The 22,718-nt window shown below is 38.2% G+C and carries 23 protein-coding genes; 22 read left to right on the plus strand and 1 reads right to left on the minus strand.

Translation table 11 applies throughout. The features are described 5' to 3' along the window. Nucleotides 1–3: 3 nt before the first annotated feature. From BLR54_RS01845 to recG, 22 genes are all read left to right on the plus strand, one after another. Nucleotides 4–960, plus strand: a complete 957-nt coding sequence (locus tag BLR54_RS01845) for an RnfABCDGE type electron transport complex subunit D (protein ID WP_090417263.1) — start codon at nucleotides 4–6, stop codon at nucleotides 958–960. Beyond that, a complete protein-coding gene (locus BLR54_RS01850; RefSeq protein ID WP_090416522.1) occupies nucleotides 953–1,576 on the plus strand; it encodes an RnfABCDGE type electron transport complex subunit G in 624 nt (207 codons plus the stop codon). The genes BLR54_RS01845 and BLR54_RS01850 overlap by 8 nt, the downstream gene beginning before the upstream one ends. Then, nucleotides 1,569–2,309 (plus strand): electron transport complex subunit RsxE, encoded by a 741-nt coding sequence (gene rsxE, locus BLR54_RS01855; protein WP_090416523.1) that lies wholly within the window; start codon nucleotides 1,569–1,571, stop codon nucleotides 2,307–2,309. Before BLR54_RS01850 ends, rsxE begins: the two co-directional genes overlap by 8 nt. Further along, a complete protein-coding gene (gene rsxA, locus BLR54_RS01860) occupies nucleotides 2,309–2,893 on the plus strand; it encodes an electron transport complex subunit RsxA (RefSeq protein WP_090416524.1) in 585 nt (194 codons plus the stop codon). The genes rsxE and rsxA overlap by 1 nt, the downstream gene beginning before the upstream one ends. A 15-nt stretch (nucleotides 2,894–2,908) precedes the next feature. Continuing rightward, the gene (locus BLR54_RS01865) at nucleotides 2,909–3,700 is read left to right on the plus strand and encodes an RnfABCDGE type electron transport complex subunit B (protein ID WP_090416525.1); all 792 of its coding nucleotides are present in this window, start codon (nucleotides 2,909–2,911) and stop codon (nucleotides 3,698–3,700) included. Nucleotides 3,701–3,797: 97 nt separating this feature from the next. Continuing rightward, nucleotides 3,798–4,631: a glutamate 5-kinase gene (proB, locus tag BLR54_RS01870; RefSeq protein ID WP_090416526.1), complete on the plus strand. Its 834-nt coding sequence runs from the start codon at nucleotides 3,798–3,800 to the stop codon at nucleotides 4,629–4,631. A gap of 2 nt (nucleotides 4,632–4,633) precedes the next feature. Next, entirely contained in the window at nucleotides 4,634–4,855 is a 222-nt protein-coding gene (locus tag BLR54_RS01875) for a DUF896 domain-containing protein (protein ID WP_330388119.1), read from the plus strand. Further along, nucleotides 4,836–5,426 carry a 5-formyltetrahydrofolate cyclo-ligase gene (locus tag BLR54_RS01880; RefSeq protein ID WP_176761828.1) on the plus strand — a complete coding sequence of 197 codons (591 nt, stop codon included), beginning with the start codon at nucleotides 4,836–4,838 and terminating at the stop codon, nucleotides 5,424–5,426. Before BLR54_RS01875 ends, BLR54_RS01880 begins: the two co-directional genes overlap by 20 nt. Beyond that, nucleotides 5,426–6,670 carry a glutamate-5-semialdehyde dehydrogenase gene (locus BLR54_RS01885; RefSeq protein ID WP_090416528.1) on the plus strand — a complete coding sequence of 415 codons (1,245 nt, stop codon included), beginning with the start codon at nucleotides 5,426–5,428 and terminating at the stop codon, nucleotides 6,668–6,670. The genes BLR54_RS01880 and BLR54_RS01885 overlap by 1 nt, the downstream gene beginning before the upstream one ends. Before the next feature lie 14 nt (nucleotides 6,671–6,684). Continuing rightward, nucleotides 6,685–8,118 (plus strand): tRNA (N6-isopentenyl adenosine(37)-C2)-methylthiotransferase MiaB, encoded by a 1,434-nt coding sequence (gene miaB, locus BLR54_RS01890; protein ID WP_090416529.1) that lies wholly within the window; start codon nucleotides 6,685–6,687, stop codon nucleotides 8,116–8,118. A 29-nt stretch (nucleotides 8,119–8,147) separates the two neighbouring features. Further along, on the plus strand, nucleotides 8,148–8,765 hold the full coding sequence (gene ruvA / locus BLR54_RS01895; protein WP_090416530.1) for a Holliday junction branch migration protein RuvA: 618 nt from the start codon (nucleotides 8,148–8,150) through the stop codon (nucleotides 8,763–8,765). 142 nt (nucleotides 8,766–8,907) lie between these two features. Continuing rightward, nucleotides 8,908–9,918, plus strand: a complete 1,011-nt coding sequence (gene ruvB, locus BLR54_RS01900) for a Holliday junction branch migration DNA helicase RuvB (RefSeq protein WP_090416531.1) — start codon at nucleotides 8,908–8,910, stop codon at nucleotides 9,916–9,918. A 126-nt stretch (nucleotides 9,919–10,044) separates the two neighbouring features. Beyond that, nucleotides 10,045–10,548, plus strand: a complete 504-nt coding sequence (locus tag BLR54_RS01905) for an SF0329 family protein (protein ID WP_090416532.1) — start codon at nucleotides 10,045–10,047, stop codon at nucleotides 10,546–10,548. 110 nt (nucleotides 10,549–10,658) lie between these two features. Next, a complete protein-coding gene (locus tag BLR54_RS01910; RefSeq protein ID WP_090416533.1) occupies nucleotides 10,659–11,006 on the plus strand; it encodes a hypothetical protein in 348 nt (115 codons plus the stop codon). Between the two features lie 269 nt (nucleotides 11,007–11,275). Next, nucleotides 11,276–11,701, plus strand: coding sequence for a cell division protein ZapA (locus tag BLR54_RS01915; protein WP_090416534.1), 426 nt, complete (start codon nucleotides 11,276–11,278; stop codon nucleotides 11,699–11,701). Nucleotides 11,702–11,751: 50 nt separating this feature from the next. Beyond that, nucleotides 11,752–13,866 (plus strand): peptidase U32 family protein, encoded by a 2,115-nt coding sequence (locus tag BLR54_RS01920; protein ID WP_090416535.1) that lies wholly within the window; start codon nucleotides 11,752–11,754, stop codon nucleotides 13,864–13,866. A gap of 74 nt (nucleotides 13,867–13,940) precedes the next feature. Further along, nucleotides 13,941–15,203, plus strand: coding sequence for an FtsW/RodA/SpoVE family cell cycle protein (locus BLR54_RS01925; protein WP_143008386.1), 1,263 nt, complete (start codon nucleotides 13,941–13,943; stop codon nucleotides 15,201–15,203). Then, nucleotides 15,203–16,633 (plus strand): peptidoglycan D,D-transpeptidase FtsI family protein, encoded by a 1,431-nt coding sequence (locus BLR54_RS01930; protein ID WP_090416537.1) that lies wholly within the window; start codon nucleotides 15,203–15,205, stop codon nucleotides 16,631–16,633. The genes BLR54_RS01925 and BLR54_RS01930 overlap by 1 nt, the downstream gene beginning before the upstream one ends. Nucleotides 16,634–16,753: 120 nt before the next feature. After that, a complete protein-coding gene (gene rpmB, locus BLR54_RS01935) occupies nucleotides 16,754–16,939 on the plus strand; it encodes a 50S ribosomal protein L28 (protein WP_015549663.1) in 186 nt (61 codons plus the stop codon). 106 nt (nucleotides 16,940–17,045) lie between these two features. Beyond that, entirely contained in the window at nucleotides 17,046–17,405 is a 360-nt protein-coding gene (locus BLR54_RS01940; protein WP_090416538.1) for an Asp23/Gls24 family envelope stress response protein, read from the plus strand. A 13-nt stretch (nucleotides 17,406–17,418) separates the two neighbouring features. Continuing rightward, nucleotides 17,419–18,927 (plus strand): DAK2 domain-containing protein, encoded by a 1,509-nt coding sequence (locus BLR54_RS01945; protein WP_090416539.1) that lies wholly within the window; start codon nucleotides 17,419–17,421, stop codon nucleotides 18,925–18,927. A gap of 5 nt (nucleotides 18,928–18,932) precedes the next feature. Next, nucleotides 18,933–20,981, plus strand: coding sequence for an ATP-dependent DNA helicase RecG (gene recG, locus BLR54_RS01950; RefSeq protein ID WP_090416540.1), 2,049 nt, complete (start codon nucleotides 18,933–18,935; stop codon nucleotides 20,979–20,981). Here recG and BLR54_RS01955 read toward each other — a convergent pair. Further along, nucleotides 20,949–22,700 (minus strand): Rqc2 family fibronectin-binding protein, encoded by a 1,752-nt coding sequence (locus BLR54_RS01955; protein ID WP_090416541.1) that lies wholly within the window; start codon nucleotides 22,698–22,700, stop codon nucleotides 20,949–20,951. The two genes, recG and BLR54_RS01955, sit on opposite strands and share 33 nt — an antisense overlap. Nucleotides 22,701–22,718 lie beyond the last annotated feature (18 nt).

The raw sequence follows: 22,718 nt of genomic DNA on the forward strand, positions 1-22,718 counted from the left end.
GTCATGAGTAACTTATTAAAGGTTTCTTCATCTCCACATGTTAGAGCCAAAGATGATACAACTCGAATTATGCTTTATGTCATCCTTGCACTTATGCCAACAACGATTTTTGGTGTAATTAACTTTGGACTTAGAGCATTGTTACTTGTAGTTGTCTGTGTTCTAACCTGTGTAGTTTCAGAATATTTATTTGAATTAGCAGTAGGAAAAAAGAGCACAATAAAAGATTTGTCAGCAGCTGTTACAGGTCTTTTACTTGGACTTAACTTACCATATACACTTCCTGTATGGCAGGCAGTGCTTGGTAGTATTTTTGCAATCGTTGTTGTAAAGATGCTTTTCGGTGGAATAGGACAGAACTTTATGAATCCTGCTTTAGGCGGAAGAGCATTCCTTGTTATTTCCTTTGCAGCTACAATGACTCATTTTGAGTATGATGGTGTGTCTGGTGCAACACCTCTTCAGCTTCTTAAAAATGGAGAGTCTGTAAACACACTTGATATGCTTATTGGACGTACAGGTGGAACAATCGGTGAGACTAGTGCACTTTGCATTTTGATTGGTGCTATTATTCTTATTCTTCTTGGAGTAATTGATTTACTTATTCCTGGAATCTATATTCTTACCTTTGTTGCATTTATTACTTTGTTTGGTGGCCATGGCTTTGATACAGCATATATCGTTGCACATCTTTGTGGTGGTGGTTTAATGCTTGGTGCTTTCTTTATGGCTACCGACTATGTAACTTCACCAATTACTCCCGCAGGCAAGGTACTGTTTGGAATATGTCTTGGTGTTCTCACTGGTCTCTTTAGATTATTTGGAAATAGTGCAGAGGGTGTCAGCTTTGCAATTATCTTCAGTAATCTTTTAGTACCATTGATTGAGAAGGTTACAGTTCCTCGTGCCTTTGGTGTGGTTAAGGAGAAAAAGACCAAGGAGGTGAAGGCTAATGAATAAATTAGTTAAAGACGCTTTGGTTCTTACTTGCATCACTGTTATTGCAGGCTTTGCCCTTGGACTTGTATATGAAATCACAAAGGCTCCAATTGCAAAGGCTCAGGCTGAGGCTACTCAGCAGGCCTATAGATCAGTTTTTGCAAAGGCTGATTCTTTTGAAGACCTTGAGGGGTTCGATTCTGAGAAGGCAACAGAACTTGTTCGCGAAGCAGGTTATAAAGACAATACAATTGATAATTGTGTAAAGGCAGTGGACGAAGGTGGAAACACTCTTGGTTATGTTATCACGGTTACAACTTCTGCTGGATACGGCGGTAACATCACTTTCTCTGTTGGTATTACAAACAATAATAAGATTAATGGATATTCAATCACTAGCATCTCTGAGACAGCAGGTCTTGGTATGAAGGCTAGGGATACAGGCGATGGCACCTTCTCATCTCAGTTTGAGAATAGAGCAGCAGAAATCTTTACAGTTGTAAAGGGCGGTGCATCTGCATCCTCTGAAGTTGATGCTATTTCTGCAGCCACAATCACCTCAAAGGCTATGACAGGCGGTATCAATGCTTGTGTTACCTACTTCAATTCTTTAGAAGGAGGTGCAGCAAATGAATAGATATCTTGAACGTTTATATAACGGTTTATGGAAAGAAAATCCTACCTTTGTGTTGATGCTTGGCATGTGTCCAACACTTGCTGTTACCACATCAGCTATCAATGGTATAGGAATGGGACTTTCTACAACAGTGGTATTGGTGCTTTCTAATATGATGATTTCAGCACTTAGAAACATCATTCCTGACAGAGTTAGAATGCCAGCTTTTATCGTTGTTGTTGCATCCTTTGTTACAATTGTACAGTTTTTGATGGAGGGCTTTACTCCTTCACTTTATGCTTCACTTGGAATTTATATTCCACTTATTGTAGTTAACTGTATCATCTTAGGACGTGCAGAAAGCTATGCTTCTAAGAATCCAATCCTTCCATCTATGTTTGATGGTATCGGTATGGGCCTTGGTTTCACAGTTGGACTTACTCTTATTGGTATGGTTCGTGAAATTCTTGGTAATGGTTCAGTATTTAACGTAGCAATTACACCTCTTAATAATTATCATATTTCATTATTTGGACTTGCACCTGGTGCCTTCTTTGTACTTGGTGGACTTGTTGCAATAATGAATGTTATTCGTAAGAAGATGGAAGCTAAAGGAAAGCCACTTCCAGCTGCTCAAGGTTGCTTAGCTGGAGATTGCTCAGGCTGCTCTTTATCATCGGCTTGTACAGGAAAGGCAGCAGGCTCCCAGGCAAGTGCCACCACAGAATCATCAGGAAAGGAGGAGAATAACTAATGAGCTATTTTACAGGATTAATTCTTTTATTAGTTGCTTCAGCAATTGTAAATAACGTTGTTCTTTCTCAGTTCCTTGGTCTTTGTCCTTTCCTTGGAGTTTCTAAGAGAGTTGAGACAGCAGCTGGTATGGGTGGAGCAGTTATATTCGTAATTACCATAGCTTCTTTTGTAGCTTCGATAATTTACAAATTTATTCTTGTTCCTACCGGCTTTGAGTACATGCAGACAATCGTGTTTATTCTTGTTATTGCTGCATTAGTACAGTTCGTAGAAATGTTCTTAAAGAAGAGTGTACCTTCTCTTTACGAGTCGCTTGGTGTATACCTTCCACTTATTACTACAAACTGTGCAGTTCTTGGTACTGCAATTAATAACGTTACCAATAACTACGATATTCTCGAGTCAGTTATAAATGGTTTCGGTGTTGCTGTTGGTTTTACAATCGCCATCGTTATTATGGCTGGTATTCGTGAGAAGATTGAATACAACGATATCCCTGAGACCTTCAAGGGCTCTGCCATTGTTCTTGTTACAGCAGGACTTATGGCTATGGCATTCCTTGGTTTCTCAGGTGTAATTTAAGGGGGAGGGCTTGCTATGAGTATTACAGGAATTTTACTGGCAGCTGTCATAGTCGGCGCTACCGGTTGTGTTATTGGATTTTTCTTATGCTTTGCATCTGAGAAGTTTAAGGTTCCAGTTGATCCAAAGGAAGAGGCTGTGCTTGCTGTACTTCCTGGAAATAACTGTGGTGGTTGTGGTTATGCTGGCTGTGCTGGTCTTGCTGCTGCAATTGCAAAGGGCGAGGCTCCTGTTAATCAATGTCCAGTTGGTGGAGCACCTGTAGCAGTGTTTATTTCTGAAATCATGGGTGTTGAAGCAGAAGAGGAAGTTCGTAAGGTTGCCTTCGTAATGTGTAACGGTACCTGCGAAAATGCTAAGCAGATGTACGATTACACTGGCGTTGAGGATTGTAAGGCTATGGCCTTTGTTCCAGGTGGTGGACCAAAAGCCTGCTCTTATGGATGTATGGGCTTTGGCTCTTGCGTAAAGGCTTGCCCATTTGATGCAATCCACATTGTAGATGGTGTAGCTCTTGTAGATAAGGAAGCCTGCAAGGCCTGCGGCAAATGTATTGACACTTGTCCTAATCATCTTATCGAGCTTATTCCTTACGATTCAGGACATGCTGTTCGTTGTCACAATAATGACAAGGGCAAGGATGTTATGCAGGTTTGTTCAGTTGGATGTATCGGCTGTCATAAGTGTGAGAAGACCTGTGAGGCTGGTGCAATCACTGTAGACGGCTTCTATGCACACATCGACCAAAGCAAGTGTACAAGCTGCGGTAAGTGTGCAGAAGTTTGCCCACGAAAGATAATTTTATAAATTTTTTAAGAATCCCACGGTAGTGGGATTCTTTTTTCTTGATTATATATATATTTTAGTGGTATGATGTAGCGGATAATATAGAGGGAGAACGGGTATGTACGGACATGATTTTACACAGAAAAAACGAATAATCGTAAAGGTAGGTTCTTCTACAATTACCCATGATGCCACAGGCAATATTGATTACACTAAGCTTGAGCGTTTGGTGCGTCAACTTTGTGATTTGAGAGCCCAGGGAAAGGATGTATGTCTTGTATCCTCTGGAGCCATTGCAGTGGGCAGATATGCAATTGGTTTGAAGGAGCGTCCAAAGGATTTAGCTACAAAGCAGGCTTGCGCTTCAATTGGTCAGGCTTATTTGATGTCCGTTTATCAAAAGCTTTTCTCAGAATACAATCAACGTGCTGGTCAGATTCTTATGACAAAGAAGACTATGACTGATCCAGAATCTAGAGAGAATGCCAGAAACACCTTTGAGCAGTTGTTCGCCCTTGGTGTTATACCAGTTGTTAATGAAAATGATACAGTTGCCACCCACGAGATACAGTTTGGTGATAACGATTCACTTTCAGCAATTGTTGCAGCTCTTGTAAAGGCAGATGCATTGGTACTTCTTTCAGATATTGATGGCCTTTACACGGACAACCCAAACACAAATCCAGATGCTGAGTTTGTACCTGTGGTTGAAAGTATTGATGATGTGCTTGGTATGGCAAGCTCAGAGAGCTCATCAAACGTAGGCACTGGCGGTATGACAGCAAAGCTTCGTGCAGCACAGATTGCCACCTATTGTGGTGCAGATATGGTCATTACAAATGGTGCTCATATTGGAAATATTCACCGTATTTTTGAGAACAAAGACAAAGGAACACTTTTCATCGCCAATAAACGCGATGATGTACGTGTTTTAGATTTATTAGAGGAATAATTATGATTACAGAGAAAGATATTGCAAGAATCAACGAGCTTTACCACAAGCAGAAGGGTGAAGGTCTTACAGAAGCAGAAAAGGAAGAGCAGGCAAAGCTTAGACGCGCATATATTGATGCTATAAAGGGTAATGTACGTGCACAGCTTAACAATATTGATATTGTTGATGAAAATGGTAAGGTTGAAAACCTTGGCGAAAAATATGGAAAAGTTTCAAAGTAGTAAAGAACTTAGACTTGAATTTAAAGCTATTCGAGATGGCATGACTTTAGAAGATAGGAATGCCAAGTCTCAAAGGATAGTTGATGGACTTTTGGCTCTTTTAGAATCTGATTTTAAAGGGGCTAATATTTTTTTATGCTTTTATCCATTGGGTTCAGAGGTTGATTTACGACCGTTATATAAAGCACTTTTAGAAGCTGGGAAAGACTTATATTTCCCGGTTTCTGATATCAAAAACCATGAGCTCAGCTTTCATAATATAAGAGACTTAGATAAGGATTTTTCTATTGGCTGCTTTAATGTTAAGGAGCCAAATAAATCATTGCCTGAGCTTCCAGCTTTCGATAGCAACACAATAGTAATAACACCAGGGCTAATATTTGATGAAAAGTGTAATCGCATTGGCTATGGTGCAGGTTTTTATGATAGATTCTATACAAAGCATCCTGAGGTTGTAAAAATCGGTGTAGCCTTTGAAGAACAGATGGTGTTAAATTTGGATATAAAGGAACATGATGTGCCTTTGGATTATATAGTAACTAACGATAGGCTTATTAAAAGAGGTGTGTAATGACATTACTAGAATTAGCAACAAAAGCAAGAGATGTAAAATACACTGTGGCTTCACTTCCTTCAGACAAAAAGGACGATGCTATTCTTTCGGTTGCAGATGCACTTGAGGCTAATGCTTCTGATATTATTGCAGCAAATGCAATTGATATGAAAAACGGTGAGGCAAAAGGTTTATCAGCTGGTCTATTAGACAGACTAAAGCTTGACGAAGCACGTATCAAGGGAATGGCTGATGGTCTTAGAGAAGTTGTAAAGCTTGATGATCCTATTGGACAGGTTGTTGAAGAATTCAAGCGTCCTAATGGTCTTGATATCAAGAAACGCCTTGTTCCTATTGGTGTTGTAGGCGTAATTTATGAAGCTAGACCTAATGTTACAGCTGATGTATTTGGACTTTGCTTCAAGACTGGTAATTCTGTAATCCTCAAGGGCGGCAGTGATGCTATGGAGTCAAACAAGGCTATCGTCAAAGTCATCAAGAAGGCCCTTGAAAAGGGCGGTTTCCCAGTAGATGCAATTTCTCTTATTGAGGATACCTCAAGAGAGACAGCAAAGGAAATGATGCGCCTTAATGGTTATATCGATGTGCTTATTCCAAGAGGAAGCGCTGGTCTTATCAAATCAGTCGTAGAAAATGCTTCTGTCCCTGTTATTGAGACAGGTTCTGGTAACTGCCATATTTACGTGGATCACGTAGCTGATATTGACATGGCTGTAAATATTATCGTAAATGCGAAGACACAGCGTATCGGTGTATGCAATGCAGCTGAGTCACTTGTGATTCATGAAGATATTGCATCAGAGCTTCTTCCAGTTTTAAACAAAGAACTTAGAGCCCACAATGTTCAGATATTCGCTGATGAAAAAGCAAGAAAACTTATGGAAGGTTCTGAAGCAGCCACTGAAGAAGACTTTGCTACAGAATACTTGGATTATATTATTTCGGTAAAAACTGTTTCTTCTGTTGAAGAGGCAATTGAACATATTAATAAATACAACACAGGTCATTCGGAAGCTATCATCACAAAGGATGATGCAAATGCTGAGAAATTCTTAAATGGAATTGATGCTGCTTGCGTTTATGTAAATGCATCTACCAGATTTACCGATGGCTTTGAGTTTGGATTTGGAGCAGAGATTGGTATTAGTACCCAGAAGCTTCACGCAAGAGGACCAATGGGACTTCGAGCTTTGACAAGTTATAAATATACCATCTATGGTGATGGACAAATTAGAAAGTAAGATAGGAAGTATAAATGAGTATTACAGATTTATTAAACAATGCTCCAGACCAGGAGCCAGAGCGTCAATATTATTTTATTGAGGAAGCTAAGAAGATTGTAGCGAAAAAGGAGCAGGAGAAAGGTCGCAAGCTTACTTGCTGTGTAACAACCTTTGGTTGCCAGATGAACGCACGTGATTCTGAAAAGCTTCTTGGTATCTTAAAGCTGATTGGTTATGAAGAAACAGATAACGAAAATGCAGATTTTGTAATTTACAACACCTGTACAGTTCGTGAAAATGCCAACAACAAGGTGTATGGTCACCTTGGTATTCTTCATGGCTATAAGAAAAAGAATAAGGATATGATGATTGGTCTTTGCGGTTGCATGATGCAGGAGCCTACTGTAATTGAGCACCTTAAGGCTAATTACAAGTTCGTAGATCTTATTTTTGGTACTCACAACCTTTATAAGTTCGCAGAGCTTTTCACAACAGCTCTCCTTAATAAAAAGGGTATGATTATTGATATTTGGAAGGATACTGACAAAATCGTTGAGAATCTTCCAATTTCACGTAAGTACCCATTTAAGTCTGGTGTAAACATCAGCTTTGGCTGCAACAATTTCTGTTCTTATTGTATCGTTCCTTATGTTCGTGGACGTGAGCGTTCTAGAAAGCCAGAGGATATTGTAGAAGAGATTAAGGGACTTGTCGCTGACGGTGTTGTTGAGGTTATGCTTCTTGGTCAGAATGTAAACTCTTACGGAGTTGGCCTTGAGGAAAAGACCACTTTTGCAGAGCTTCTTAAGATGGTAAATGATATCGAAGGTTTAAAGCGTATTCGTTTCATGACTCCACATCCAAAGGATTTATCAGATGAGTTAATCGAGGCTATGGCTACCTGTGACAAGGTTTGTCACCACATGCACTTGCCATTACAGTCTGGTAGCACAGAAATCCTTAAGAAGATGAACAGACGCTACACAAAGGAGCACTATCTTGGATTAGTAGAAAAGCTTCGTGCTCGTATTCCAGATGTTGCAATTACAACTGATATTATTGTTGGTTTCCCAGGGGAAACAGAAGAGGATTTCCTTGATACTATGGATGTTGTAGATAAGGTTCATTACGACAGCGCCTTTACATTTATTTATTCGAAGCGTACAGGTACACCTGCTGCAGCAATGGACAATCAGGTTCCAGAAGATGTTGTGAAGGATCGTTTTGACAGACTTCTTGCTCTTGTACAGAAGCATGGCCACGACAAGGTTAAGTCTCTTGAAGGTACTACTCAGGAAGTACTTGTTGAAGAGGTTAATGAGCAGGATTCAACACTTGTTTCAGGAAAGCTTGCCAACAATGTTACAGTTCATTTCCCTGGAGATGAATCTATGATTGGAAAAATTGTCAAGGTTAAGTTAAACTGTTGTAAGGGATTTTATTTCATCGGAGAAATCGCTGAATAATCCAATTACTTACAAAAGGGGGATGTACAATGTTTGCTTACATTAGAGGCACACTTGCTGACATCGATGACAATATGATTATTTTAGAGAATAATGGAGTGGGCTATGGCATCAGCTCATCTCTGAATACAATAAGGCAGCTGCCTACAATTGGTTCAGAAATAAAGCTTAATACCAAGCTCATTCCAAAGGAAGATTCTCTTACTTTATATGGATTTTATGAGAAGGAGGAGCTTAAGATGTTTGAGCTTCTTCTTTCTGTTAGTGGAATTGGTCCTAAGGGAGCGCTTGCAATTCTAAGCAATATGACTGTTTCTGATATTCAGTTTGCTGTTGCGGGCGGAGATTCAAAGGCTTTTGCTGCTGCACCAGGCGTTGGTAAAAAGACAGCAGAGCGAGTTATCATAGACTTAAAGGATAAGGTGGATGTTATTGGAGCCTTTGAGGCAAAGATTACCTTAGAGTTATCTGGTAAATCAAAGGCCGCTCCAGTATCTACAGTTAAGGAAGAAGTTCTTGAAGCTCTTGTGGCTCTTGGTTATTCTGCAAGCAATGCAGCCAGAGCGCTTGATAAGATGACTATCACAGAATCTACAACCACAGAGCAATTGCTGTCCGACACCTTAAAGCAGATGTCTTTCTTATGACTTCTTGTGGGCTACTTAAGGAAAAAGCCCACAAGAACTTGGCTTTGCCAAGCAATATTTTCTTTAAGAAAATATTGGTCCATGTCCGGTTTTTGATTTTCTGAGGAAAATCAAAAACCTATAAAATTCAGGGAGTTTTTCAATGTTATCGAATAAACAAATTACATCAACAATTGCAAGTCATGAAGATCTTGTAAATGACAATGCTCTTAGACCAAAGTCATTCGATGGCTATATCGGACAGACAAAGGTCAAGGAAAATATGAAAATATATATTGAGGCTGCCAAGAATCGTGGTGATGCACTTGATCACGTGCTTTTATATGGCCCTCCTGGTCTGGGTAAAACCACTCTTGCCGGTATTGTGGCAGGAGAGATGGGCTCAAACATAAAGGTCACTTCTGGCCCTGCTATTACCATCCCTGGCGAGATTGTAGCTGTTCTTATGACATTAAAGGATGGAGATATCCTTTTTATTGACGAGATACATCGTCTTTCAAAGCCAGTAGAGGAGACTCTTTACTCGGCTATGGAAGATTTCGCTGTAGATATAGTTATGGGTAAAGACACTACAGCACGTTCCATCCATACCATGCTTCCAAGGTTCACTTTGATTGGAGCCACTACACGTCCAGGTTTGCTTTCAGCACCTCTTCGTGATCGTTTTGGCATCATTGGTCACATGGACTATTACACTCCAGAGGAGCTTTCTACAATTGTTACAGCTTCTGCTGGAAAGTTGAATGCGCCTATCGATTATGAAGGAGCATATCAGATAGCTCTTCGTTCCCGTGGAACCCCTCGTTTAGCTAATAGATATTTGAAGCGTGTTCGTGATTATGCAGAGGTTAAGTTCGACGGTGAAATCACAAAAGAGGTGGCAGCAGCTACACTTGATTCCCTTGAAGTTGATACTTTAGGCCTTGATAACAATGACAGAAATATCCTTCTTGCTATCATTGAGCGTTTTAATGGCGGCCCTGTTGGTCTTGATAACCTTGCGGCTACAGTAGGTGAAGATTCAGGAACTATTGAGGATGTGTACGAGCCATATCTTCTTCAGCATGGACTTATCATTCGCACACCAAAGGGAAGAGTTGCTACGAAAGAAGCTTATGACCATTTTGGAATTGCATATGCTGAGGAGAATTAAATAAAGATTATTGACTGCAAAGTGTTATGCTTTGCAGTTTTTTCATATATATTTTGTATATTACTAGAAGAATGGTGGATTATTAAATATTTTGATGATTATAACTATTAATCGGGAAAGAAAAAAATGAGTAAAGTTTTAAAGTCTTGGAGTGGAATGCGTAAATATCTTGAAAAAGATATGCTTGCAGATTCTTTAAAGGGAAAAGTTCGGTACAATTGCACAACATATGTAGGTATGGATGGTTGTTTTATATTTGAAGTTTTCTTAGATGATAAGCTATTTAAGCAGTTTTCTTGGGAAACAGTAAACTCATATTTTATTAAGATGGTATATGCAGATAAGCCTGCACAGATGACTATAACTGATTATTGGAAAGATTTTTGGCAATTAGTTGATGAATATCCAATCTCTGAAAGGACAGAGTATACAGATGAGGAGTTTTCTGAAGCTCTTAAAAAATATAGACAATCAGACATCAAAGATAGTCTCTATTCAGATAATCCAATTGTAAAAATGTTTGCATTATTAGATAGAAGAGTTGGTAAGCGTACACTTGATAAAATTTCAGATTCAATTTCATCTGAACCAGAGTGGCTTCAAAAGGTATATGATTTCAGAATTAAATAATTGATTTTATCCTATATAGTTATTAATTGAGATTTTTGAGAGATTTTTGTTTACTGCAGTATGGATATGGCGCTATAGATTTATAATGTGATGAATAAATAGGAGATATTATGAAGAAAATGTATTATTTAATGGGGTTTGCTTTTATTGTAATTATATTGATATGTTTCATAATTTATTACAAGGATAATCATTATGTAGAGGTTCATTATATAGATTCTTTTGAGGTAAAAGAATCTGATGAATTTTATGAAATACTATACGATAAAGATGAATTAAGTTACTTTGAAGAAATGTATAGTGTGAAAATACAACTGCCTAAAAATTTTGATTTTAAGAAAGATGCAGTTTTAATATGCTCAAAACATGCGTTATTAGAAGCATACTATAATATATCTGAAGAAGATGAAAAATTTAGTTCTACACATTTTTTATTTGTAGTAATGAATAAAAAATAGAAAATAAAATTTTTATCTATTCAATTCCAAATAATTATAATAGTTGGTTTTATTCTCAGCGTTACTATGACGGTTTTAATGGGATACAATACAGGGATGTCAAATGAGAATCAAGACAGGCCTTTTGATGGTATGGTTATTAATAATCAGCAAAACAAAGGGTTATAATATCCAGAGTTTTTTTAGGATAGAGATTTATACGATAACCCTTGTGCTAAAGGCGGAAAATATATATAATTAAACTTGAAATTCTGAAGGGAGAATGCGTTATGGTTTCCGAGAAAAGCGCAAAGGTGCTTATAGGCGGGAAAGTATATACGTTGTCTGGTTACGAGGAAGAGGAATATCTTCAGAAGGTAGCCAATTACATCAATTCAAAGCTTGATGAGTTTAATTCAATTGATGATTACAAGCGTATTTCTGCAGACTTAAAAGCCACCTTACTTGAGTTGAATATTGCGGATGATTATTTCAAGGCAAAGACCCAGGTTGAATCCCTTGAATCAGATTTAGAAATTCGAGACAAAGAGATTTATAATCTTAAGCATGATTTGATTTCAGCACAGCTAAAGACAGAAACATTAGAAGAGACAATTACAAAGCTTGAGAGGGAGAACAAAGAACTTCTTCTTCAAAAGACTAAACTTGAGGCTTCCCTAGAGGATGCTCTTCTAGGTTCTTTATCAGACGATTAATCAAGAGTCCCAGTTTGGGACTCTATTATTTTTTTATTTAAGGAATATATATGAATCAATTAGAATTACTTTCACCAGCAGGTGATCTTCAAATTTTCAAGGCAGTGGTAGATGCAGGGGCAGATGCTGTATACTTCGGTGGAGATTTATTTGGCGCCAGAGCCTATGCTAAAAACTTCACCATTGATGAGGCGGCAGAGGCTATAAAGTATGCCCATTTGCACGGCAGAAAGGCATATCTTACTGTTAATACACTTCTTAAAAATCTAGAGATTGAGGAGCGTCTTTACCCTTATTTAAAGGCATACGTAGAAAATGGCATTGATGCCTTTATTGTTCAGGATTTTGGTGTTTTCAATTTTATTAGAGAATACTTTCCAGATACCCATGTTCATGTAAGCACCCAGTGTAGTCTTTGTACTGGACATGGTGCAAAGTTCTTTGAGGATTTGGGTGCTAAGAGAATTGTTACTGCAAGAGAGCTTTCTATAGCAGAGATTGCTGCAATTCATAAGCAGTGCCCTGAGCTTGAGATTGAAAGCTTTATACACGGCGCACTTTGTGTTTGTTATTCGGGCCAGTGCCTTATGTCTTCAATTTTAGGTGGACGTTCTGGTAACAGAGGTCGTTGTGCTCAGCCTTGCCGTCTTCCTTATGAAGCATTTGATGAAGGCGGAAAGAAGCTTAAAAAAAAGGGCAACTATATCCTTTCGCCAAAGGATTTTTGTACTATAAATCACCTTCCAGAAATGATAGAGGCTGGTGTTATGTCCTTCAAAATTGAGGGGCGCATGAAGCAACTTAGCTACGCCACGGGCGTTGTTAGTGTTTATAGAAAATATATTGATGAATATCTTTACAAGGGTGCTAAAAATTACTCTGTTTCTGAGGAAGATATTCAAAAGCTTTTAGATTTTGGAAATCGAAGTGGCTTTACTGATTTGTATTTAAATAAGCATAATGGGCCTGAAATGATTACCTTTGAGGCTCCATCTCATACAAAGACAGAGGTTAGTGCAACTCCTGCTGTTAACGCATCAAAGATAAAAGTGGATTGTCGCGTTCGTGCAGTGTTAGGTGAAGAATTCCAAGTTACCTTTACGGATGGAAATGAACACAAAGGCTTTGCATCCGGAAACATTATTGAGGCTGCCAGCAAAAAGCCTACCACCAAAGAAGATATTGAAAAGGCGGTATCTGGCTTAGGTAATACCATTTTTGAAATGGGTAGGCTTATTATTGATTGTGATGAGGATATTTTCCTTCCTGTATCTGTTATTAAAAATGCCAGACGAGATGCTATTGAAGCTTTAACTAAAGAATTGTCTGGAAGCAACGAAGCACCTACAATTAACGACTTTAAGCCATATAAATTCGTTGGTAATAATCAGACTCAGGCTTCAAGCTTTGTGACTATCTCTACCAAGGAACAATTAGAGGCTGTTGTTGCTGTAGGCGGAATAGATAGACTTGCAGTACCTTTTAATCTTTTTGATGAAGCTATTAACGCCTTTGATGGAGAGGTTTATATTTATCTTCCTACAGTATTAAGAGAGGATTGTTTAGCTAAGCTTAAGATTGATGATAGAGCTGCCGGTGTGATTGCGGCATCTTTTGACGAGCTGGGATGGCTTCATGACCTAGGCTATGACTCTGAGAAAATAATTGTTGATCATAGACTTTATACCTTTAACAATCGAAGTGTTAATAGCTTTAGAAAGCTAGATTATGGAATGGACTGTATTCCTTATGAGCTTTCCCTTAAAGAGCTTAAGCATAGGGACAATGCTCGTTCTCAGATGATTGTATATAGCCGCATTCCTATGATGGTTACTGCCAACTGCACAGTGAAAAATACAGTTGGATGCAAAAAGAATAACGACAGAATTACTATCGTAGATAGAAAAAATGAAAATCTTGTTGTTCAGTGCAACTGCGATTACTGCTACAACACTATCTACAATAGCAAAAAATATATAGCCTTTGATATGAAAAACGAGCTCTTGGGACTTGGAATCAAAGAGTTCAGACTTGATTTTACTGTTGAAGATTTTAAAGAGACTAAAAATATCCTTAAGCTTTATAAAGATTCCTTTATTGAAGGTAATAACTTTAGATATAATGAGGACTATACCAAAGGACATTTAAGAAGAGGAGTAGAATAGCGTTGGTTAATGTTCTTACTACGTTTTCACGAATTACAATACTTGCGTACATCATAATTTTTACTGTAATAGATATGATACAGATTTTTGAATACAGACTTAATGAGACTGTTTCAAGCATCCTTTCAACTATCCAGACGGTAATGATAGTGTTGTTCCTTTGTAATTCATCCATAGTTTTATACTTTTCCAAAGACGATCCAAGAATAATTGGCTTATTAATCTTTCAGCTTATGTTTTTCGTGGGCTTTGGACTTTTGATTAATACAATAACAATTCCTGTTTCAAGAGCTCTTATGAACAACATTATGCTTTTGCTTTGCTTTAGCTTTGTCTTTCTTGAGCGATTAAATATGGATAGAGCGATTCGACAATTTGTATTTGCTGTAGTTTCCTTAGGGGTTTGCGCACTTGCAGTTTTTATCCTTAGAAAGATACCTGGAATAAATCGTTTTATGATGGTTTTTGCTGTTCTTGGTGTTTTATCGCTTATGCTGGTTAGCCTGCTTGGAAAGGTGGAATATGGCGCAAAGCTTTCCCTTACCTTTGGAAGTATTAGCATCCAGCCTAGTGAGTTTGTAAAGCTTTCTTATCTTTTCTTTATAGCAGGTTGTATTGTGACCTGGAAGGATTTTAGAGGTTTTTTAATTGCCGGCATTGGAGCGGCAGTGCATGTTTTAGTACTTGTTTTTTCAAGAGATTTAGGAACAGCGTTGATATTCCTTGCCACTTATGTATTCCTTATTTTTATTGCTTATAAGAACTACCTTGTGCTATTGATAGAGATTCTGGTAGCTAGTATTGGCGGAATATTTGCTTATAGCTATTTCCCACACATCAGAACCAGATTTATCGCCTGGACAGATCCTCTTTCAGTTGTAGATGACAAGGGCTATCAAATATCTCAGTCCTTGTTTGCTATTGGCACTGGCGGATGGCTTGGTTCTGGTCTAAATAAGGGCATGCCTAACAAAATCCCCGTAGTAGTTAAGGATTTTATTTTTGCGGCTATTTCAGAGGAAATGGGCACCATTGTGGCTATATGCTTAATACTAATTTACATGTGCACTTGCATTATGATTTTTAATGTGGCCTTCAATTGTACCTATAGCTTTTACATGCTGGTGGTCAGTGGCTTCGGTATCATTTTTACTGTACAGACCATTTTAAATATTGGCGGTGTAATTAAGTTCATACCATCTACAGGAGTAACCCTTCCATTGATTAGCTACGGCGGCAGCTCGTTGTTATCAATGATGCTTGGCATTTTTATCTGTCAATGTTCTGAGGACTTATGGACAATGCCAGAAAAACACAGTAGAAGGGCAAGATATTAATGAATCATTATCCTAATAAAAAATCTATTAGAAAAGAAATATATATTACAGCTGGATTTTTCTCACTTTTCTTTATTGGAATGATAATCTATCTCATCGGTTTCATGAAAAATGATTCCAAGGATTTTATTTATAATTCCTATAATTCTCGTTTCTCTGTGTTTGCTGATGATGTTTCAAGAGGAAGCATATACACAGCTGACGGAGTGGAGATTGCCAAAACCAGTAAAGATAGCGAAGGAAAAGAAGTGAGAGTTTATCCTGATGACAGGTTGTTTTGTCATGCAGTAGGATATGTAGGCAAGGGAATGTCAGGCTTAGAGGCTGAATATTCCTTTGATTTGCTGAAGAGTCACATTAGCTTGGATGAACAAATAAATAACAGTCTTACTGGTACAAAAAGTCCAGGAGATTCTCTTTATACCACCTTTGACTATGAGACTCAAAAGGCTGCCAGTGATGGGCTGAAAATGTTTGATGGTGCAGTTATAGCCATTGAGCCTTCCACAGGGAAAATCATTGCTATGGTTTCAAAGCCGGATTATAGCCCTAATACCATTGCTGAAAAGTGGGAGGAGATTAATGATTCCACTAATAAGAATACCGGCCTTATGAATCGAGCTACAAACGGCTCATACCCACCAGGATCCACTTTTAAAATTATCACCACCTTGGCATATCTTCGTGCTACAGGAAACGATGATTTCTCTTATAATTGTAGGGGGAACTTTAAGGTGGATGATTACACCATCCATTGTAGTGGCAATAAATCTCATGGGCAGGAAGACTTACTTAAGGCCTTTTCAAATTCATGTAATAGTGCTTATGCCTCTATGGGAGTTGAGCTTGATAGGGATGAGTTTACTAAGACTGCAGAAGACTTATTATTTAATACCACCTTGCCAACAATGTTGAACAACACAAGGAAATCATCTTTCAAAATTGATGACGATACAAAGGAGAGTATTGTTGCTCAGACAGCGATTGGTCAGGGTCAGACTGCTGTAACACCTCTTCATATGTGTATGATAGTTTCAGCTATTGCTAACGATGGTAATCTTATGAAGCCATATATGGCAGATAAAATCGTATCTGCAAATGGTGAAGTGATTTCTCAGACTGAGCCGGAAAGCTATGACACTATTCTTTCTCAGAATGAGGTAAATCTTCTTAATAGCTATATGGAAGCAGTTGTTATGGATGGTACAGCTGAAAAGGTGGACTTCGGAGATCTTGAGGTTTATGGCAAAACTGGAACAGCAGAGTACACCAGCAACAAGAAGCTTACTCACTCCTGGTTTGTAGGATATGCCAAGAATGAATATGGCAAAAAGCTTGCTATAGCTGTTATTATGGAAAGCGCAGGCTATGGAAGTAAGTATGCAGCACCTTTAGCTGCTGATGTTTTCAACGCTTATTTCGATAATTAAGATTTTTTCTAATTTTATTTGTGAAAAACATTGCAATTTCTAAATTGCTTTGCTATAATCCATTTGTTGCGATTTTGACGCAACTGATTGTTTTGAAATAATTTACAAGGAGGTGCAATCATGGCAAAATGTGCAGTTTGTGGAAAAGGCGCTCATTTCGGTAACAATGTGAGCCATTCTCATAGAAGATCCAATCATATGTGGAAGTCTAATGTGAAGTCCGTTAAGTGTAATGTGAATGGAACACCTAAGAAGTTATATGTATGTACTTCTTGTTTACGTTCTGGCAAGGTTGAGCGTGCTTAATCTTACATGACACGATATTGAAAGTCACTCGAAAGGGTGGCTTTTATTTTTGCTTTAGTATATAATGTACACATCATGACAAAATATGCTAATTTGGAGGTACGTTATGCAAGGTCAAATGGAAACAGAGCTTGGAAAGATTATTATAGATACAGATGTTATTGCGACCTATGCTGGTTCAGTTGCTGTTGAATGCTTCGGTATTGTAGGAATGGCAGCTGTTAATATGAAAGACGGCTTGGTTAAGCTTCTTAAGAAAGACTATTTAAATCATGGTATTAGCGTTAATATCACAGAGAACAATGCTATTACACTTGATTTTCATGTTATTGTATCGTATGGTGTCAGCATTGAAGCTGTCGCAGAGAACCTTATCGACACTGTAAAGTATAAGGTATCATCTTTTACAGGTTTAACAGTAGATACAATTAATATCTACGTTGAAGGCGTTAGGGTTATTGACTAAGGAGGAAATTTAGGTGGAAATCCAAACTATAGACGCGTCTTTGTTAGCAAAGATGTTCCTTTCAGGAGCAAAGAATCTTGAAGCTAAGAAAGAATGGATCAATGAGTTAAATGTATTCCCAGTACCAGATGGTGATACAGGTACAAATATGTGTATGACAATCATGTCAGCAGCTAATGCAGTAGCAGAGCTTGAAAATGCTGATATGAAGACTGTAGCAAAGGCTATTTCTTCTGGTTCCCTTAGAGGTGCTAGAGGTAACTCAGGTGTTATTTTATCTCAGCTTTTCCGTGGTCTTACAAAGGTCATGGGCTCATATGATGAGGTTACAGTTGAGATTTTAGCTGAAGCTTTTGAAAAGTCTGTTCAGACTGCTTACAAGGCAGTTATGCAGCCAAAGGAAGGTACAATCCTTACTGTAGCTAGAGGTGCTGCTGATAAGGCAGCTGAAATGGCTACAAAGACTGATGATATTGTTGAGTTTTCAGAGGCAGTTATTGCTGAGGCAGAGGCTGTTCTTGCAAAGACTCCTGATATGCTTCCTGTATTAAAGCAGGCAGGTGTTGTTGACTCAGGTGGACAGGGCTTAGTATGTGTCCTTCAGGGTGCTTATGATGCTCTCATTGGTAAGGAAGTTGATTACACAAACTTCACACCAGAGACAGCTGCTAAGGAAGAAACAAAGTGCAAGACTACAATCGAATTCGTTATCGAGTCAGATAAGCCACTTGCTACATACCAGATTAAAGAGATTAAGGCAAAGATCGAAGCTCTTACAGTTGGTACTGTTACTGATCTTAAGATTGGTGATGAAGTTTCAGCTGCTCCTGCAAAGGAAGAGCCAGCTTTCACTGAGCCAGCTAAGGAAATGGGCTTTGTTTCAATCGCTACAGGTGATGGCCTTACATCTATCTTTACTGAGCTTGGTTGTGACTACATGATTCCAGGTGGTCAGACAATGAACCCTAGCACAGACGATATTTTAAGTGCTATCGAACATGTCAACGCAAAGACAGTATTTGTTTTACCAAACAATAAAAATATTATTCTTGCTGCAAACCAGGCAGCTTCTATCTGTAAGGATAAGAAGATTGTTGTTATCCCTACAAAGACAATTCCTCAGGGAATTACAGCTCTTATCACTTTCGATGCTGATGCAAGTGTTGAAGATAACGAAGCAAACATGAATGAGGAAATCAAGAATGTTAAGACTGGCCAGGTAACATACGCAGTTCGTGATACAGTAATCGACGACAAGCAGATTACAAAGAACGACTGGATGGGTATGGCAGACACAGGTTTACTTTCTGTAAATGCTGATATTGATGTTGCTTTCAAGGAAATGATTGACCAGATGGTTACAGAAGATTCTGCTGTAGTTTCTATTTACTGGGGCGAAGGCAGTGACGAAGACAAGGCTGCAGCTCTTGGTAAAGCCATCGAAGAGAAGTACCCTGATCTTGAGGTAGAGATTTCTGCTGGTGGTCAGGCAGTTTATGCTTACATTGTTTCAGTGGAGTAATTGTTATGGATTTGTTGTCGCCTATAGACGTTATCAAAGGCGTTGGAGAAAAGACAACTAAATTATTTAATAAGTTAGGAGTATATACCATAGAGGATATACTCCTTTTTTTTCCGCGCACATATCTTGTTTATCCAAAGCCTTCTGTTCCAGATAAGGATCTGGTGAATTCTCTTGTTAGTATAGAAGGCAGAATCAAAACTAGCCCAAAAGCTTATCGTTCAAAAAACAGAATGGAAATTTTGTCAGCTATCGCTTATGTTGACGATATTCCGGTAGATTTGGTCTGGTTTAACTCTAACTATCTTAGAAGTAATTTTGAGCCTGGAAAGGTTTATATTTTCTACGGCCGTTTAGTTTTTGATAATGGCAGATACAAAATGTCTCAGCCTGCCATTTTTACACCTGAAAAGTATTTAGAGCTGCAAAAGCAGATTCAGCCTATTTATCATTTAACCAAGGGGTTAAGTAATAATCTGGTTTTAAAAAGTGTTAAGGAAGCCTTTGAACATTGTAGAGTTTCTAAGGATAGACTTCCAAAGGAAATAGAGGAAAAGAACGGGTTAATGCCATATGACAAAGCTTTATTAACCTATCATTTTCCTGAAACCTTTGAAAGCTTAGTTGCTGCCAGACGTCGTCTTGCCTATGAAGAAATGTTTTTCTTTATACTTAATTCCAGGTTACAGGAAGATACGGCTGTATCTTTTCCAAATGAATTTAATCTCGAGCATCACACTAAAACTGATGAGTTTAAAGAAAGTCTTAAATTTAAGCTTACTGGAGATCAGGAAAAGGTTTTGTCTGATATTATTTCAGATTTAACAGGAGAGTATGTGACTCAACGATTGATTCAGGGTGATGTTGGCAGTGGTAAAACCATTGTGGCCTTTCTAGCTATGATTGATGTAGCTTTATCTGGATATCAAGCGGCCATCATGGCTCCTACAGAGGTTTTAGCCAAGCAGCATTATGAAAGCTTTTTAGCTTGGGTGAAGGAAGCTGGGCTTGATATTCCGGTGGTACTTTTTACAGGCTCCATGAAGGTTTCTGAAAAGAAAGTAATGCAAAAGCTTGTGGATGAAAATGATGCTTGTCTTATTATTGGAACCCATGCTTTGATTTCAGAAGGTAGAACCTTTGGTGATTTAGCTTTAGTTATTACAGATGAGCAGCATCGCTTCGGAGTTCAGCAACGAGACAAGCTTTCTTCAAAGGGAAATCATCCACATATTATTGTTATGTCAGCTACACCTATACCTAGAACACTCGCTATGATTTTGTATGGCAACATGCATGTATCCACTATCAAGGAGTTACCTGCTAATAGACTTCCTATTAAGACTTGTGTTATTAAAGAGAGTAAGAGAGCTACAGCTTTTAAATTTGTAGCTGATGAAATTGAAAAGAAGCATCAGGTATATATTATTTGCCCTTTGGTGGAAGCCTCAGAAACCACCGAAGCTCAGAATGTTACTGATTACAGCAAAAAGCTTAAATCCTATTTTAGGGATAAATATGCTATTGGTGTTCTTCATGGAAAGATGAAGCCTGCTGAAAAGAATCAGGTCATGGAGGATTTTGCAAATCACAAGCTTCAAATCCTTGTTTCCACTACCGTTGTAGAGGTTGGTGTAAATGTTCCTAATGCTACAGTAATGATGATTGAAAATGCCAATCGCTTTGGTCTTGCTGCTTTGCATCAGCTTAGAGGTAGAGTTGGTCGTGGAGATGCCCAAAGCTATTGTATTCTTATGAATGCCAGTCAGGATAATAACGAGTCTGAGCGTCTTAATATTATGCTTAAATCAAACGATGGATTTTTTATTGCCAGAGAGGATTTAAAGCTACGTGGCCCTGGAGATATGTTTGGCGTGAGACAAAGCGGGGAGTTTAGCTTTAAGGTTGCTGATATTTATCAGGATGCTGATGAGTTAGAAATGGCTTCTGCTGATGTTGATGCTATATTAAAAGAGGACCCTAGTCTAGATAATCATCTAGAACTAAGATCCACTTTAAACTCATTCCTGGCTAACCAGTTTTACGTGCTCTAAGGTTGGTGAAACTACCATAGAATAATTTGTATAATATACTACAAAGCCTGCTACAGCGCTAGCGGGCTTTTTTACGTTTTTCTTTTGGAGATAGTCGATTTCAACTTTATCTGTATCTCGGCCAGAAGAATAGTATGCAGCTAGCTCTGCTGCATATTCGTATGAGCTATCAGGAAGCTCTTTGCCATTTGTTTTTACGATTACATGGCTACCATGAATCTTTTTGGTGTGGAACCACCAATCATTTCCTGTGGCAAACTTGAAGGTAAGCTCATCGTTTTGATAATTGTTCTTTCCAACATAAATATCGAAGCCATTGTCATCAATAAAGTGAAGTGGCTTGCTTTTCTTAGATTTTTCTTTTTTGTTTCCAGTATGTTTTTTGATGAAGCCATGGTCTGAAAGCTCTCGTCTGATATCATTTAAATCTGACTCAGATTCAGCTATGTTTAGAGCAGCCTCTATTGATTTTAAAAGCTCAAGCTCCTGGGCAGATTGTTCAATATAAGTATCAAGAGCTTCTGCTGTACGCTTTAGCTTTGCATATTTATCAAAATATCTTTTGGCATTTTCTGATGCAGAAAAATCTGGATCAAGAGGAATGGTTAACTCTTCATTAGTGTAATAATTTAAAACTGTAATAGATTTATCATTTGGCCTTGCCTCATAACCATAAGTGTGAAGAAGCTCGCCGTAAACCTTGTATTTTTCTTTCTTCTCGGTATCTTTTAGCTGTTTTGTTTGCAAGTCAAGCTTTTTAGAAGCGCGCTCAATATGGTTAGAAATAATCTTTCTCAAATCAGCTGACTTTTGTCTGATATTTGTATAGGCATTTCGCTTTGAATAGAACTCCACCAAAACCTCAGACATAGTCTCGAAGGTTTTGCATTCCATATCTTCGTAAATCTTAAGTGGAACAGCAGAGTATTCTACTGGTGCGCCCTTAGAAGCATCGATATAAATACAGTATTGATGATTGTCATTTTTTGAAGCCTCGAGCATAGAATTAAAAATTTGCCAAAGTGTGTCCTTTTGCTTCTCTGAAAGTGAAGCACAGCTGGCATCTGAGTCAAGGCTTGCGCTATAGCAAATATTATTAACAATGACTGGACTAAAGCCTACAAAGCTTGATATCATTGCTTTAAATATAGATTCGCTTCGTTTTAATACCTTGTTTAAGAAAAACTCCAGGTCGCAGGTGAAAGGGTCAATTTTACCTTCCTGCGCAGGTATGAAATATGTTCTTCCAGGTAGAACCTCTCGAACCGAACTAACTGATGAAGGGATATGTTTGATGGAATCTAAAATCATATCTTCCTCATTGCAGAAAATAATATTAGAATGCTTGCCCATTATTTCTACGTAAAGATATTTAAAGGTTATGTCACCCATCTCGTTAAGATGTTGGATTTTAAATCGGACAACACGCTCTAAGCCCATTTGAGAAATCTCAATGATTCTGCCGGCCCCAATGTGCTTTCTTAAGAGCATGCAAAAACCAGGAGCAACAGCTGGAGCGGTTTTGTTTTCGTTTGTTATATACATAAATGGAAGAGAGGCGTTTGCAGAAATAAGCAAACGTTTATTACCTTCACTTGTATTGATAGTGAAGAGCAGTTCTTCCTTTTCAGGCTGTGATATTTTATTTATTTTTCCGTTTAATAAGACACGATTAAATTCGTGTACTAAAAAGCTGATTGTATAGCCGTCAAGTGCCATAATTAAAGTCTAGTCCTT

It is taken from the genome of Pseudobutyrivibrio sp. YE44 (assembly GCF_900104335.1).
In the GTDB taxonomy this organism is placed as follows: Bacteria; Bacillota; Clostridia; order Lachnospirales; family Lachnospiraceae; genus Pseudobutyrivibrio.

Coding starts and splice junctions, on each gene's coding strand:
- BLR54_RS01845 (WP_090417263.1), top strand. CDS start 4: ATGAGTAACTTATTAAAGGTTTCTTCATCTCCACATGTTAGAGCCAAA.
- BLR54_RS01850 (WP_090416522.1), top strand. CDS start 953: ATGAATAAATTAGTTAAAGACGCTTTGGTTCTTACTTGCATCACTGTT.
- rsxE (WP_090416523.1), top strand. CDS start 1,569: ATGAATAGATATCTTGAACGTTTATATAACGGTTTATGGAAAGAAAAT.
- rsxA (WP_090416524.1), top strand. CDS start 2,309: ATGAGCTATTTTACAGGATTAATTCTTTTATTAGTTGCTTCAGCAATT.
- BLR54_RS01865 (WP_090416525.1), top strand. CDS start 2,909: ATGAGTATTACAGGAATTTTACTGGCAGCTGTCATAGTCGGCGCTACC.
- proB (WP_090416526.1), top strand. CDS start 3,798: ATGTACGGACATGATTTTACACAGAAAAAACGAATAATCGTAAAGGTA.
- BLR54_RS01875 (WP_330388119.1), top strand. CDS start 4,634: ATGATTACAGAGAAAGATATTGCAAGAATCAACGAGCTTTACCACAAG.
- BLR54_RS01880 (WP_176761828.1), top strand. CDS start 4,836: ATGGAAAAGTTTCAAAGTAGTAAAGAACTTAGACTTGAATTTAAAGCT.
- BLR54_RS01885 (WP_090416528.1), top strand. CDS start 5,426: ATGACATTACTAGAATTAGCAACAAAAGCAAGAGATGTAAAATACACT.
- miaB (WP_090416529.1), top strand. CDS start 6,685: ATGAGTATTACAGATTTATTAAACAATGCTCCAGACCAGGAGCCAGAG.
- ruvA (WP_090416530.1), top strand. CDS start 8,148: ATGTTTGCTTACATTAGAGGCACACTTGCTGACATCGATGACAATATG.
- ruvB (WP_090416531.1), top strand. CDS start 8,908: ATGTTATCGAATAAACAAATTACATCAACAATTGCAAGTCATGAAGAT.
- BLR54_RS01905 (WP_090416532.1), top strand. CDS start 10,045: ATGAGTAAAGTTTTAAAGTCTTGGAGTGGAATGCGTAAATATCTTGAA.
- BLR54_RS01910 (WP_090416533.1), top strand. CDS start 10,659: ATGAAGAAAATGTATTATTTAATGGGGTTTGCTTTTATTGTAATTATA.
- BLR54_RS01915 (WP_090416534.1), top strand. CDS start 11,276: ATGGTTTCCGAGAAAAGCGCAAAGGTGCTTATAGGCGGGAAAGTATAT.
- BLR54_RS01920 (WP_090416535.1), top strand. CDS start 11,752: ATGAATCAATTAGAATTACTTTCACCAGCAGGTGATCTTCAAATTTTC.
- BLR54_RS01925 (WP_143008386.1), top strand. CDS start 13,941: ATGATACAGATTTTTGAATACAGACTTAATGAGACTGTTTCAAGCATC.
- BLR54_RS01930 (WP_090416537.1), top strand. CDS start 15,203: ATGAATCATTATCCTAATAAAAAATCTATTAGAAAAGAAATATATATT.
- rpmB (WP_015549663.1), top strand. CDS start 16,754: ATGGCAAAATGTGCAGTTTGTGGAAAAGGCGCTCATTTCGGTAACAAT.
- BLR54_RS01940 (WP_090416538.1), top strand. CDS start 17,046: ATGCAAGGTCAAATGGAAACAGAGCTTGGAAAGATTATTATAGATACA.
- recG (WP_090416540.1), top strand. CDS start 18,933: ATGGATTTGTTGTCGCCTATAGACGTTATCAAAGGCGTTGGAGAAAAG.
- BLR54_RS01955 (WP_090416541.1), bottom strand. CDS start 22,700: ATGGCACTTGACGGCTATACAATCAGCTTTTTAGTACACGAATTTAAT.